A 13,045-nucleotide genomic window follows, 5' to 3' on the forward strand; every position below is an offset into this window, starting at 1 on the left:
GCGTTTTAATGTGCGCAGAAGTCGATGTCAGATACCCGCTTCCTCACGAAACTCGGTGTCAGACACCGAGTTTCATTGTTATGTTAATACAATATAAATAACTGAAAATTCTGAATACCACATTTTTTCTGTGGATGACTTTGTGGATAATGTGGAAAACTGTTAGAAACCCCTGTGAACATAGTCGTTTAACAAGGATAACCTGTGGATAGACTGTGTATGGTGTTGATATGAATATTGGAGCGGTGCATATACATGAATAAAGTTGCGCGCCTCTATGCGCCATCAGGATTGTGTTTGCCGGCTTTCTTTTTCTCTGAATAAGAGGAATTTACAGACTTTTAACACGAAGTTCATCTGATCCTTGCACTTCAGATGTATGATCATGCTGTAGAGAAGAGTGAAAACAAAGGGCAGAACACATGACTGCGAGGAGAGTCCACATGATCAATACACTTATTTTTGATTTTGACGGCACTATAATAGACACAAACCTGATTATTGCGAAAGGTCTTAATCTTTTTTCAAAAGCCTACAGAGGCAGCCGATTGTCACAGCACGAGCTGGAGCAGCTGACAGGCAAACCGCTGCACGACCAGATGGCAGCCCTCAATCCTGAGCGTGCGGATGAGATGACAGCGCGCTTCAGGAAGTGGTACGCCCAGCGGCACGACGCCCTGACAAAGGCATTCCAAGGGATGGATGAGCTCTTTGACGATCTGCGTCAATGCAGCTTCAAAATGGCTATAGTGACCAACAATAGCAGAGAAGGCGTCCAAATGGGACTCAAGCATCTCGGTATGCACCATTTATTTCAAACGGTCATTACCTGTGATGACGTAAAAGAAAAGAAGCCATCGCCAGAGGGTGTCCGTTTAGCGTTGAAACGGATGAATGTCAGACCAGAGGAAGCCCTCTTTATTGGAGATAGTTCCGGCGATCTGATAGCGAGCCGCCGCGCGGGCGTCGCAAATGTACTGGTCGGCTGGACCTCGGTTAGGAGAGAAACTCTGATGGCCCATCAGCCGGACTTTGTGATTGAGCATCCCCTCGAGCTGCTGCAGGTTGTCAGCCTGGCAGAGGAACAAATTGCGTAGTTTTTCGTGTTCGCAACAGACAAAAGCATAAAGAAAAGCCTGGCTTTGGCTGCCAGGCTTTTCTTTATGCTTTCATATAATTATCTAACGTTCTCCAGGTACTCCACAATTTGACCCACTGTTTGAAAACGCTCAGCGATATCATCCGGGATCTCAATGTCGAGCTCATCCTCAACCGCCATAATGATTTCCACTGCGTCAAGAGAATCTGCGTCCAGATCGTCTCTAAGATTTGTGTTCAGGGTGATTCTGTCTGGATCTGAAATTGCCAGCTGATCTTCAATGATACTTTTTATCATTTCAAACATTCGGGTGCCTCCTCATACGATGGTTGGCGGACAAACCGCCCACAGATCACTATTCTATTATAGCCCACAGCCTCGATTTGTCCAGACTGGTGAGGGTTCAATTATGCATCATTTCTGAACTGTTTTTTCACGCATCATGTGAACAGACAATCTACCTACTCTTCCAGGTGCTCTGTCCAGCGCTCATAAAGAACTTCAATCTCCGCCTTCAGCTGTTCACTGGTTTCTGTCAAGTTGAGAAGGGTTTGATGATCTTGGGAAATGCTGACGTCACACATTTTCTGTTCGATCTCGTGCAGCTCGTTTTCCAGCTCGTGCAGCCTCGCTTCGAGGTTTTGAAGGTCGCGTTTTTTAGCGCGTTCCTCCGAGAGTTTCTCCTTTTCCCTTCGCCGTTCTTCCTTCTGGCGCGTCTTATTGACTATAGTCTGATCAGGCTCGTTTTCCAACTTTTGATTGGTGGCGAGCTTTTCCTTGTAATCATCGTAATTCCCCAGATACAGTGTCGTACCGTCCGCCTTCAGTTCCACCAGTCTATTGCAGAGCCTGTTCAGGAAGTAGCGGTCGTGTGAAATGGTGATAATGGTGCCTTCGTAATTTTCCAGCGCCGACTCCAGTGCCTCTTTGGATTGGATGTCCAAGTGATTGGTAGGCTCGTCCAAGAGAAGGAGATTGGCTTCCGAGAGCATGAGCTTTAACAGCGATAATCGGCCGCGCTCTCCGCCACTGAGCTGTGAGACGAGTTTATAGACGTCATCCCCAAAGAAGAGGAACGCGCCGAGTAAAGTGCGAATCTCTGTCAGGTCGAGCTTAGGGTCAGCGTCAGAGATTTCTTCCAACAGACTGTTGCCGGGATTCAAATTGGACTGTTCCTGGTCATAAAGCCCAACCTCGACTTTGTGTCCCAGCTTATAATAGCCTGCGTCCGGCTCGACTTTACCACAGAGAATGTTAAAAAGCGTCGTCTTGCCTATGCCGTTCGCGCCAATCAGCCCCACACGGTCCCCACGGTAAACAAAGAGCTCGGCATTATTGAAAATGCTTCTGCCGCCATAGGACTTCGCCAGCCCCTCAGCCGCCAAGACATCTTCGCCGCTCTGAATCCGCTGAGTCAGATTGAGCCGAGTCCGGCGGTGATCCTCTGTGGGCTTGTCAATGCGGTCCACTTTTTCAAGGAGCTTCTCCCGGCTTCTCGCCCGCTTGGCCAGCTTTTCTGTCCCGTGCTGCTTAAAGCGCCGGATCATCTCCTCCTGACGCTCGATTTCGCGCTGCTGCTTTTCAAACGCCTTCATTTCGACCTCAAACCGCTTGCGCTTCTCACGGGCATAGTCGCTGTAAAGCCCGGGATATTCCGTGAGCTTGCCGTTTTCGATCTCATAAATTTTGTTGACCAGCTGATCGAGAAAATAGCGGTCGTGGGAAATGATCATCATGGTGCCCGGATAGCTCTTCAGGTAGTTTTCAAGCCAGGCGCAGGCGTCTATGTCCAAGTGGTTCGTTGGTTCGTCCAGCAGGAGCAGCTCCGGCTTCTTTAAGAGAAGTCTGCCGATGCTCAGCCGTGACTTCTGCCCGCCCGAAAGCTCATTCAGATCTCTTCCGAACTCCGATTCCTCAAAACCAAGACCTCTCAAAACACCCTTGACTTCGCTCCTAAACGTATAGCCGCCATCTTTTTCGAAGGACTCAAGTTTATGTGAATACTCCTCTAACCGCTTTTCGTTGACGCTTATGTCCTTTGGATCCGCGTCCGCGATGTCATGCTCAAGGGCGCGCAGCGCCTCCTCGCGGGCAAGCATCTCCGAAAAAATGGACATGGCATAATCCAATAGGGTCTGTGAGCTGGAGGAGGGCACGATCTGTTCCAGATAGCCAATCTCAGTATCCTTTGCCCGGTAGAGTGTGCCGCTGTCACTGGTGATCTGACCTGTCAGAATCTTGAACAGCGTCGTCTTCCCGGCGCCATTGCGCCCGATCAGGCCTACTCGATCGCCTTGAGACATTGTAAAGGAGATGTCCTCAATGATTCGGTCAACACCGTAATATTTTGTCAAACTGTTGCATGATAATGCTATCAAACTAACCGCTCCATTCTGGTGAATCGTTCTTGAAAATCATTTTATCATATTCGACAGCAGCGTAGCTTTGGATGATAGAAAAAAGCACAGAAAAAGATAGTTCCGCCGATGAGTAAGCGTTCATGACCAAAAAGAACATATTTAGGCAGCGTGCGACTTGAATTGTTATTAAATTGACATAGAGAACTTATGAATGGTATAATTTTTCATAAGAGTTAAAAGGATGTGAGGATAGAGTTATGACATCAAATCAGAACATTTCAATGGCCGTTATACGAAGACTGCCTAAATACCACCGTTACTTAAGAGAATTGCTCGACAAAGATGTCAAGAGGATCTCTTCGAAAGAACTTAGTGAGATCATTGGATTCACTGCATCCCAAATTCGTCAGGATCTTAATAATTTTGGCGGCTTCGGACAACAAGGTTATGGTTACAACGTTGAGGATCTGTACAGTGAGATCGGAAAAATTCTGGGTCTGACCAAAACCTATAACACTATAATCATAGGCGCTGGTAATTTGGGGCAGGCACTCGCAAACTATGCGAGTTTCGCAAGATTTGGCTTTAATCTCGTTGGGATTTTTGACGTAAATCCTAAGGTAATCGGATTGAAGATAAATGATGTTGAAGTTCGGGATATGGATGATCTTAAAGCCTTCGCCAGTGAAACGCCTATTGATATCGCCTACATATGCACCAGCCGCGCGGGTGCGCAGGATGTTGCAGATGCTCTGATGGCGTGCAAGATCAAGGCAGTTTGGAACTTTGCGCCGGTTGACCTCAGAGTGGATGACGACGTCGTCGTGGAAAACGTCCATCTCATCGACAACCTGCTGACCCTGACTTATTTTGTGAAAGAGCAATAATTAAGAAGCATAGGATTGCCCGGCGACAGCCGGGCTTTTTTATTGCTGCAAGGCCGCTTGAAAGACGTGGAAGAACGTGTCTGACACCAGATGCCACACACAACGCCTCCATTTAAGCATTGGAATTGTTAATAAAATAACGAATCGTTAACATTCCAACAAATAAGTGTATAATGTGATTGGGTAAACATGGGGTCGATTTATACAAGGAGGATTCTTATGAAAGAAGTTGTCATTGTCAGTGCGGTTCGTACACCGGTAGGGTCATTCGGGGGCTCACTAAAAGACGTTACACCTATGGATCTTGGCGCGCTCGTCATCCGTGAAGCGATTGCCAGGGCAGGTGTAGCCGTTGAATCCGTGGACGAGGTGCTCTTTGGCTGTGTACTTCAAGCCGGTTACGGGCAGGGCGTCGCCAGACAGGCGGCTCTAAAGGCTGGTCTCCCGGACAGTGTTCCTGCTTCAACGATCAATATGATTTGCGGCTCAGGACTTAAAACCGTTTCCATGGCCGCCCTCAGCATCATGGCAGGCCAAAATGACGTCGTCATAGCCGGTGGTACAGAAAATATGAGTATGGCACCTTATCTGCTGCCGTCCGGACGCTGGGGGCAGCGCATGGGCGACGGCAAAACTTATGACGTCATGGTCAATGATGGGCTTTGGTGTGCTTTTAATGATTATCACATGGGGGTCACTGCTGAAAATTTAGCATCTCAGTATGAGATTTCCAAAGAAGCGCAGGATGCATTCGCTGCAGAAAGTCAGCGACGCGCCTTCGAAGCCCGCGAAAGCGGACGTTTTGACGAGGAAATCATACCTGTTCCAATTCCGCAGAAAAAAGGCGATCCTGTATTGTTTTCAAGAGATGAATACATTAGGGAAGGTGCCACCTTTGAAAGTATGTCCAAATTGCGTCCTGCGTTTAAAAAAGACGGCACGGTTACGGCGGGCAACGCGTCAGGCATCAACGACGGCGCGGCAGCTTTGGTGCTGATGAGTAAAGACAAGGCGGACGAGCTTGGGCTCACACCTTTGGCAGTCATCAAATCATTTGCCTCAGCGGGTGTTGATCCATCGGTCATGGGTATAGGACCGGTTCCGGCGGTGCGCAAGGCACTCCAAAAAGCACAGCTGACAGTTGAACAGCTGGATGTGATCGAGGCAAATGAAGCCTTCGCTTCTCAGGCGCTTTCTGTCATGAAAGAGCTCCAGCTTCCGGCAGATAAAACCAATGTCAACGGCGGCGCAATTGCGATTGGCCATCCAATTGGAGCCAGTGGCGCTCGAATTCTCGTCACACTGCTTCACGAAATGAAGCGCAGAGATGCAAAATTAGGCCTTGCCACGCTTTGTATCGGCGGCGGTATGGGTGAAGCCCTGATTGTGGGGCGTTAGGATAAAACTATGAATTCTTATAGACTCTCCATAGAGCGCATGATTGAGAAAATCATATCCAAAGTCCTGCGCTACGACCGAATGTCATTTCCGCTGGACGACCAACAGCATAAAGTGACGCTGATTGAACTGTGGCTTTTGAAGGAGCTTCAGCGTCAGGCGCTCTCCATCCAGGAAATCGCAGAGCGATTTGATCTGAGCCGCGACTTGGTCTCCAGGAGTGTGGAGCGGCTGGAAAGGCTCGGATTGGTCGACAAGGACGTATCCCGGGAGGACAAGAGGATTCGCCGTATTGGGCTGAATGATATTGGAAACCGGGCGCTTGAAAGCTGGCAGAGTCATGAGAAGGAATACCTGGATTATGTTCTGGGAGAAATGACAGTCAACGAACAGAAGGCGGTTCTGAAGTTTTTGAGTCGTATGAATCAGCTGACGGTTGGAAAGTACGATCTGCACGATTAAAAGAAAAAGCAGCGGGAAAATGGCAGCGACAAGGAAGTCGGAGAACGACTTCCACTGCACCTATTTCCCACTGCTTTACTTTTTTTCTTTTGCTCTATGCCTTACTCAGGCTTTGGAGCGTCAACCGGGCAAACGTTTGCGCAAGCGCCGCAATCGATGCAAGCTGAACCGTCGATAACGTAGATGGAATCACCTGCAGTAATGCAGCTGACTGGGCACTCAGGCTCGCAAGCGCCGCAAGAAATACAAGAATCTTGAATTACATATGCCATTGGAGATCCTCCTCAAATATGTAGTTGCCGGTTTATTGACCGGCGATATCGAAATTATATCTAGATCAGGAGGATCATAGCAATGAAAAAAGGAAAAAAATAAAGAAAACTAGCTAATCAAAAATGATTATCATTATATTGTAACTAACTCGCGCCTATTCCATAGGTAAACATAAAAATGAGGCATGAGATAAACTGAAGCCATGACTTTCTGATATAATAAGAGTGATTTCAAGTTCAAACAATGCCGTGATCGGGCAGCGCAGTTATATTAGAGCCAAGTGATGCGGGTTCTTCAGGAGTGATGATAATGAAAGTTTATGCACTCGTTGGCAGCAGTGGAACAGGTAAAAGCCATCAGGCCATGCATGTGGCCCATGATTATGGCATTCAGTATATTATTGACGATGGTTTGTTGATTGGCGATTCAAAACGCCTCGCAGGAAAATCCGCCAAACGTGAAGATACTAAAATGGCGGCGGTGAAGCGGGCGATCTTTTTTCACCGCGACCATCGGCAAGAAGTCAGGGAAGCTATTGAGCGCTTGAAGCCGAGCACCTTAATGATTTTGGGAACTTCTGACAGAATGGTGGAGAATATTGCGGAAAATCTGGGCCTTCACGGGATCGACGAATGGATTCGAATAGAGGACGTATCGACACCAAATGACATTCAAATGGCGAAAAATCAGCGGGAAAAATTTGGGAAGCACATCATTCCGCTGCCTTCTGTTGAGGTGAAACGGGACTTCAGCGGCTATTTCCTGGACGCGGTCAAGACCATTATTCGCCGGCGGGATCATTCAACGGTCGTCGGTGAGAAGACCGTGGTCAGGCCAACCTTCAGCTATTTGGGAAAATTCAGCGTGTCCAACAAGGTGCTCGCGCAGATCGCCGAGTACGCCTCTGAAGAGGTTCCTTTAGTGCACTCTGCAGATAAAACCAGAGTCATTGAATTAGGCGACGGGCTCGAGATTCACGTGGAATTGGAACTTAAGCCTCCATACCGTATGATTGAGACTGCGACAGCGGTGCAGCAACATGTGGCGGAGGCAGTTGAAGAAATGACGAGAATACAGGTCATCAAAGTTTTGGTCTACATAAAAAGTTTGAAAATTCAGACCGAAACCTTGTATTGACACTGTCTGCGGATGTGTTAAAATGGCAGTGTGAGAATGTTTAAATTATAACAATAAATGAATTTTAATAATTAATGATTCAATTTCGCTACAAAAAATGAAAAACACATGACGATTCAACAATTTTATAATATGGTCGGAACTGCTATATGCAACTGCAATCTGGGTAGTCAAGCAAGCCAGTCTTCTGAAGGCGCAAGTCCAGGGGAAGGTCAGCGCATGTCACCAACAAGAATCTGGCGAGCTTCACAATAACAAGATTTAAGGAGGCCAATAAAGTGGCAGAAAAAACGTTAAATCCATTTGAAATCGCCCAGCAACAAGTTAAGGCAGCATGTGAAGTTCTTGGTGCGGAGCCGGCAGTTTACGAACTCCTGAAGCAGCCCCTCAGAGTCCTGGAAGTCAATTTCCCGGTTAAGATGGACGACGGCACTACGCGTATGTTCCAGGGTTTCAGATCTCAACATAATGATGCAGTTGGTCCTGCTAAGGGCGGCATCCGTTTCCACCAAGGCGTTACTTATGACGAAGTTAAAGCTCTTTCCATGTGGATGTCCTTCAAATGCGGCGTCGTAGGCATTCCTTACGGCGGCGGCAAAGGCGGCATCACAGTCGATCCTGCTACTTTGTCCCAAGGCGAACTTGAGAGAATGTCACGCGCTTACATTACAGCGATTGCTCCAATTATTGGAGAAAAGAAAGACATCCCTGCGCCGGACGTCAACACGAATGGCCAGATCATGTCTTGGATGGTAGACGAATACAGCAAGCTCAGAGGCGAAACCGTTCCTGGCGTCATCACCGGTAAGCCTGTCAACTTTGGCGGTTCCCTCGCAAGAAACGAAGCGACCGGTTACGGCGTTGCGCTCATGATGAGAGAATCCGCTAAATACCTCGGCATGAACCTCTCTGATCTCAAAGTCGCGATTCAGGGCTTTGGCAACGTGGGCAGCTTCGCAGCACTGTTCGCTCACCAGCTTGGCATTAAAGTTGTCGCAGTTTCCGACTTCTCTTGCACGCTCTTCAAAGAAGACGGCATTGATGTCGAAGCGCTCATGGCATACTCACTCAACGCGCCTAACAGATTCATCACTGGCTTCGGACAGGGCACAACTGAACTCGACAGAAACGAAGTCTTCGGCGTTCAATGTGACATCTTCGCACCTTGCGCACTTGAGAACTCCATCACTATGGACAATGTCGACAAGATTACAGCTCGCGTTGTCGTTGAAGGCGCTAACGGCCCTACAACTCCAGAAGCTGATAAAGCACTCTACGAGAGAGGCGTGCTCCTGATTCCTGACATCCTTGCAAACTCAGGCGGCGTTACAGTTTCTTACTTCGAGTGGGTACAGAACCTCATGAACTACTACTGGTCATTCGAGGAAGTTCAAGAGAAGCAAGAAGCGCTCATGGTCAAAGCGTTTAATGACATCATCACGATCAAAGAGAAATACAACATTGATGTCAGAAAATCAGCTTATGTTATGTCCATCAAGCGTATTGCTGACGCAATGAAAGTTCGCGGCTGGTACTAATAGAACGAACTTAATTATATAACTGATTTAAGCGGTTCATGGTTTGCGCGCATTGCAAATCATGAACCGTTTTTTTATGTCCTTCATTTATAGGAAACCTATAAATGCGCCAGGGTAAACGGTCGTGAAGTTTTGTTTTTTTGAAGAATACAGTTGGTATTATTTTTGCGCTGTTTATAAGAAAACAACAAGATCATCAGTTGTTAATGCCGTCCGTTTGTGATATTCTTATTCCAAGTACATAAACGAAATTGCTTTCCATACTAACGGTAATTCCATAAGCGAATATGCTGGTGATGTGAAACAATACCATAGTGTCAAAGTCGCAGGGGTGGATTAAAGTGATAGATGAAACGGGCGTTTCTATAAAAGATATCCTTAAAATGAAAGTACTTGAGAACTGCAAAATTGTCGCAGGTGAAGAAGGTGTCAATAATGTCGTGACACGCGTCAATGTCATGGCAGATCCTGACATTCTCAGCTGGGTGAACGAAGGCGAATTCCTCCTGACCACGGGGTATTTCTTCAAATCCACTTCAATGGAAGACCAGCTGAATCTGATTGAGGTTTCTGCGTCTAAAAAACTCAGCGGTATTGGGATTAAAGTATACCCTTATCTGGAAAGCTTACCTGTGGAAATCGTCGAACTGGCGAACCGTTTGAAGTTTCCAATCGTCGAAATTCACCATGATATCCCTTTCGCGGAGATCATGTCGCCTGTCTTTCAGGAAATCTTCGAACGTCAGACCAATATCCTCAGAAAAGTCGAAACCCTTCACCACGACACCATGAACGTCGTTCTCAAAGGCGGCGGCGTCAAGGATATTCTCAAAAGCCTGGTAAAATCCATTGAGAATCCAATCCTCGTAAAAGACTATCATTTTGAGGAGTTTATTCATGATGGTGAGCGCGATCCGGAGCTGTGCAGTCAGTTTGAAGAAAATGTAAAGCATTTTATGCGTTCCAGCACCTCGGGAACCAAACAGACCAAGACTTTGACAGACCGGGTTGTGATCAACGGCAAGGAAATGGATCGCTTCATGGTCCCGGTTATGATAAAAAATGCGGTCTACGGTCATTTGGTCGCCTTTGGCTACGAGCGCGAACTGACGAATTTTGACGCCCTTTACATGGAATCCACGGCTAATGTCGTTGCGCTGGAGTTTTTGAAAAGACTCTCTGTGCAGGAAGTGGAGAACAAATACAAGACAGAGTTCTTTGAGGATTTGGTTTCTCTTGACGAAAAGAGAAAGCTAAAAGCCCTTGAAAGATCAAATTATTATAGATTTGATAAGGATTCTTTCTACAATATCATGAACATCAGAGTCAGCAAGGCGGAGTCCAACCTTGCCTCGGACGAAGAGTACAATCAGCATCTGACCAAAGTCATGTATTTGATCGATATAATTTGCCGGAAAGAAGGCAGAACGTATCTGATCGCGAATAAAGGCAAGAAAATAAATGTGATGACTATGTGGAAGAGTCCTGAGGAATTTGCCAAAGAGTTTAAGAAGCTGGCCGAAGAAACAGAGGCAGTTCTCGACAGCAAAATGGGTCACATAAGCTACAAAGTTGGCATAGGCAGACTTTATAAGGGTCTGGGTGATGCGTACAGAAGCCTTTACGACGCGGATAAGGCAGTCGAAGCGTCGAAAACTTACATCAATGAACGCGTCATTAATTTTGACGCCCTTGGGATCTACAAGATTTTCTGCCAGGATCACCTGAAAAACGAATTAATCAGTTTTTATGAAACTACTCTGGAACCTCTGGTTGCTTACGACCGGAAAAGAGACACAGAACTGGTTAAATCCCTGATCGTCTATTTTGAGACAAACGGGAATTTAAAGAAGATGTCAGAGCTTTTATTTACCCACTATAATACAGTCCTATACCGCATCAATCGAATCCAGGAGATCACAGGAAAAAATCTGGAGAACGAAGGCGACAGATATGGACTTCAAACGGCGCTTAAAATAATGAAGATTCTTGACTTATAATGTGCGACTTGACTTTGATGCTATGATTTTTACGAAGAATAAGACGAAATTTGTTTTAATCTCTTGAATATTCAAAATAATTTTGTAAATAACCTACAATGAAAAACCGGACAGATATTGATCTGTCCGGTTTTAATTTTGAATACTTTTAAGTTGATTGGAACTGTTTGGAAAAAACGAAGGCCCTTTGACTCAGACCCTTCAATCTATTTACTCCTCAACCAGTGCAACCGCTCTGATTGGTGAGCCTGAGCCGCCTCGAATCCTGAGGGGGAGACCGAAATAGAGGAATCTCTTGTTGACGATCTTATCGAGGTTACAAAGATTTTCTGTATTGGTCATGTCGTACTCTCCGCAGATCAGATGACCTGAGAAGTTGATATCACTTGGGTGATCAATGGCAGGCGCATCTACGCCAATGTTTACGACACCCCGCTCTGCGAGCCATTTTGCGGCTTCGTAGCTGAGTCCGGTGTACTCTGTCTGCCATTTATCTGTGCCGAAATTGCGGTCAAAATGTCCGGTGTACATCAAGACAATGTCGCCCTTCAAGATCTCCAGACCCGACTTTTTGACAGCGAGCTCAAGGTCTCTTGGCTCAATGTAGCGGTCAAAGCGGATATGGGACAGGTCAATACAGATCGCGCTGCCCCAAAAGTGACTCATAGGCATGTGGTCGATCGTGGCGCCGCTTGGCTTGTACTCCCAGACTGCGTCGCAGTGGGTGCCGCCATGCTCGCTGATCAGAAGGTTTCTGGCCGAAAATCCAAGCGCTTTGCTGCCGGTTTGGTTCATGTTTTCCTCATGGGTCATGTTGGTCATGATGAAGGTCGGCTGATGCATTGGAAATACTGACATCCCCTGGAAAATCTCCTGGGAAAGATCAATGAGTTTCAGTTGTTTCATTCTTCTACCCCCTGATAGTTGAGAAGCTGAGTTGGTTTAACTGACCCCATTATATCAAGAATCTGAACATTGAAAAAAAATATTTTAGCAATAGCGGGTTTAGGGTATAACATAGGTGCTGTGAAAAATGTAAAAACTCCATAAGGTAATTGCGGCTGACTTCTGCTATAAATGATAGTATACGAGAAACCTTTATGGACTATCAACATTACGACAGGTTTTCCATGGACGCTTTATTTTAACTGTAAAATGAAGGAGGCTACATAAGAGCTATGAAAACAGACGTTCAAATTGCACAGGAAGCACAAATGATTCACATCAAGGAAGTTGCCGCCAAAGTCGGACTTTCCGAGAACGACCTCGAACTCTATGGCAACTACAAAGCGAAGATCCACCTGGATGTCATGGACCGTTTGGCTGACAAGCCGGACGGCAAACTGATCCTGGTCACTGCAATCAACCCGACTGCAGCAGGCGAAGGCAAAACGACAACCAACGTTGGTCTCAGCATGGGTCTTAACAAAATTGGCAAGAAGACGTTTACAGCACTCCGCGAGCCATCCCTTGGTCCGTGCTTCGGCGTTAAAGGCGGCGCAGCTGGCGGCGGTTACGCTCAAGTCGTTCCTATGGAAGATATCAACCTTCACTTTACAGGTGACATTCACGCGGTGACCACAGCGAACAACCTGCTGGCGGCACTGATTGACAACCATCTCCACCAGGGCAACGCGCTGAACATTGATGAGAAGCGCATCCTCTGGAGACGCGCTATCGACATGAACGACCGCGCGCTGAGAAATACAATTGTAGGCCTTGGCAACACAGGTGACGGCGTGGTCCGCCAGGACGGCTTCGACATCGCTGTTGCTTCAGAGATCATGGCAATCCTCTGCCTCTCAACGAGCATGAAGGACCTCAAAGAAAGACTCGCTAAAATGATCGTGGCATACTCCAAAGACAACAAGCCTGTTACAGCGGCTCAGCT

General features: G+C 46.8%; 12 protein-coding genes. 8 read left to right on the forward strand and 4 right to left on the reverse strand.

Features of this window, described 5'->3' with window-relative positions; genetic code table 11:
• Positions 1 to 443: 443 nt before the first annotated feature.
• Positions 444 to 1,097 carry an HAD-IA family hydrolase gene (locus OEL90_RS12040; RefSeq protein WP_300688873.1) on the forward strand — a complete coding sequence of 218 codons (654 nt, stop codon included), beginning with the start codon at positions 444 to 446 and terminating at the stop codon, positions 1,095 to 1,097.
• A gap of 80 nt (positions 1,098 to 1,177) precedes the next feature.
• Here OEL90_RS12040 and acpP read toward each other — a convergent pair whose 3' ends face one another.
• Together acpP and OEL90_RS12050 are read right to left on the reverse strand one after the other, a co-directional pair.
• Positions 1,178 to 1,405: an acyl carrier protein gene (gene acpP / locus OEL90_RS12045; RefSeq protein ID WP_291400233.1), complete on the reverse strand. Its 228-nt coding sequence runs from the start codon at positions 1,403 to 1,405 to the stop codon at positions 1,178 to 1,180.
• Between the two features lie 155 nt (positions 1,406 to 1,560).
• Positions 1,561 to 3,477, reverse strand: coding sequence for an ABC-F family ATP-binding cassette domain-containing protein (locus OEL90_RS12050; RefSeq protein ID WP_300688877.1), 1,917 nt, complete (start codon positions 3,475 to 3,477; stop codon positions 1,561 to 1,563).
• A 239-nt stretch (positions 3,478 to 3,716) separates the two neighbouring features.
• Here OEL90_RS12050 and OEL90_RS12055 point away from each other — a divergent pair, with 239 nt between their 5' ends.
• The 3 genes from OEL90_RS12055 to OEL90_RS12065 all read left to right on the forward strand — a co-directional run bounded on the left by OEL90_RS12055 (position 3,717) and on the right by OEL90_RS12065 (position 6,206).
• Complete coding sequence (locus OEL90_RS12055) at positions 3,717 to 4,346, forward strand: redox-sensing transcriptional repressor Rex (RefSeq protein WP_291400230.1); 630 nt, start codon at positions 3,717 to 3,719, stop codon at positions 4,344 to 4,346.
• A 219-nt stretch (positions 4,347 to 4,565) separates the two neighbouring features.
• Positions 4,566 to 5,744 (forward strand): acetyl-CoA C-acetyltransferase, encoded by a 1,179-nt coding sequence (locus OEL90_RS12060; protein ID WP_291400228.1) that lies wholly within the window; start codon positions 4,566 to 4,568, stop codon positions 5,742 to 5,744.
• Positions 5,745 to 5,753: 9 nt separating this feature from the next.
• Positions 5,754 to 6,206 (forward strand): MarR family winged helix-turn-helix transcriptional regulator, encoded by a 453-nt coding sequence (locus tag OEL90_RS12065; protein ID WP_291400226.1) that lies wholly within the window; start codon positions 5,754 to 5,756, stop codon positions 6,204 to 6,206.
• A 101-nt stretch (positions 6,207 to 6,307) separates the two neighbouring features.
• Here the strand turns inward: OEL90_RS12065 and OEL90_RS12070 are convergent, their stop codons facing one another.
• A complete protein-coding gene (locus OEL90_RS12070; RefSeq protein ID WP_291400225.1) occupies positions 6,308 to 6,478 on the reverse strand; it encodes a DUF362 domain-containing protein in 171 nt (56 codons plus the stop codon).
• Between the two features lie 310 nt (positions 6,479 to 6,788).
• Here OEL90_RS12070 and OEL90_RS12075 point away from each other — a divergent pair, with 310 nt between their 5' ends.
• From OEL90_RS12075 to OEL90_RS12085, 3 genes are all read left to right on the forward strand, one after another.
• Positions 6,789 to 7,616 carry an Asp23/Gls24 family envelope stress response protein gene (locus OEL90_RS12075; RefSeq protein WP_291400223.1) on the forward strand — a complete coding sequence of 276 codons (828 nt, stop codon included), beginning with the start codon at positions 6,789 to 6,791 and terminating at the stop codon, positions 7,614 to 7,616.
• A gap of 278 nt (positions 7,617 to 7,894) precedes the next feature.
• On the forward strand, positions 7,895 to 9,154 hold the full coding sequence (locus OEL90_RS12080; protein ID WP_291400222.1) for a Glu/Leu/Phe/Val family dehydrogenase: 1,260 nt from the start codon (positions 7,895 to 7,897) through the stop codon (positions 9,152 to 9,154).
• A 341-nt stretch (positions 9,155 to 9,495) separates the two neighbouring features.
• The gene (locus OEL90_RS12085) at positions 9,496 to 11,154 is read left to right on the forward strand and encodes a PucR family transcriptional regulator (protein WP_291400220.1); all 1,659 of its coding nucleotides are present in this window, start codon (positions 9,496 to 9,498) and stop codon (positions 11,152 to 11,154) included.
• Between the two features lie 210 nt (positions 11,155 to 11,364).
• On the opposite strand, the gene OEL90_RS12090 is transcribed toward OEL90_RS12085, so the two are convergent.
• Positions 11,365 to 12,060 carry a cyclase family protein gene (locus OEL90_RS12090; protein WP_291400218.1) on the reverse strand — a complete coding sequence of 232 codons (696 nt, stop codon included), beginning with the start codon at positions 12,058 to 12,060 and terminating at the stop codon, positions 11,365 to 11,367.
• 272 nt (positions 12,061 to 12,332) lie between these two features.
• Here OEL90_RS12090 and OEL90_RS12095 point away from each other — a divergent pair.
• On the forward strand, positions 12,333 to 13,045 hold a 713-nt coding region (locus OEL90_RS12095; RefSeq protein WP_300688884.1), incomplete at its 3' end, for a formate--tetrahydrofolate ligase.

Origin of the sequence: Acidaminobacter sp. (genome assembly GCF_030247605.1) — a bacterium.
Classification (GTDB): Bacteria; Bacillota; Clostridia; order Peptostreptococcales; family Acidaminobacteraceae; genus Acidaminobacter.

What these genes read in the sequence shown, in the direction of transcription:
- OEL90_RS12040 (WP_300688873.1), top strand. Translation starts at nt 444, where the DNA reads ATGATCAATACACTTATTTTTGATTTTGACGGCACTATAATAGACACA.
- acpP (WP_291400233.1), bottom strand. Translation starts at nt 1,405, where the DNA reads ATGTTTGAAATGATAAAAAGTATCATTGAAGATCAGCTGGCAATTTCA.
- OEL90_RS12055 (WP_291400230.1), top strand. Translation starts at nt 3,717, where the DNA reads ATGACATCAAATCAGAACATTTCAATGGCCGTTATACGAAGACTGCCT.
- OEL90_RS12060 (WP_291400228.1), top strand. Translation starts at nt 4,566, where the DNA reads ATGAAAGAAGTTGTCATTGTCAGTGCGGTTCGTACACCGGTAGGGTCA.
- OEL90_RS12065 (WP_291400226.1), top strand. Translation starts at nt 5,754, where the DNA reads ATGAATTCTTATAGACTCTCCATAGAGCGCATGATTGAGAAAATCATA.
- OEL90_RS12070 (WP_291400225.1), bottom strand. Translation starts at nt 6,478, where the DNA reads ATGGCATATGTAATTCAAGATTCTTGTATTTCTTGCGGCGCTTGCGAG.
- OEL90_RS12075 (WP_291400223.1), top strand. Translation starts at nt 6,789, where the DNA reads ATGAAAGTTTATGCACTCGTTGGCAGCAGTGGAACAGGTAAAAGCCAT.
- OEL90_RS12090 (WP_291400218.1), bottom strand. Translation starts at nt 12,060, where the DNA reads ATGAAACAACTGAAACTCATTGATCTTTCCCAGGAGATTTTCCAGGGG.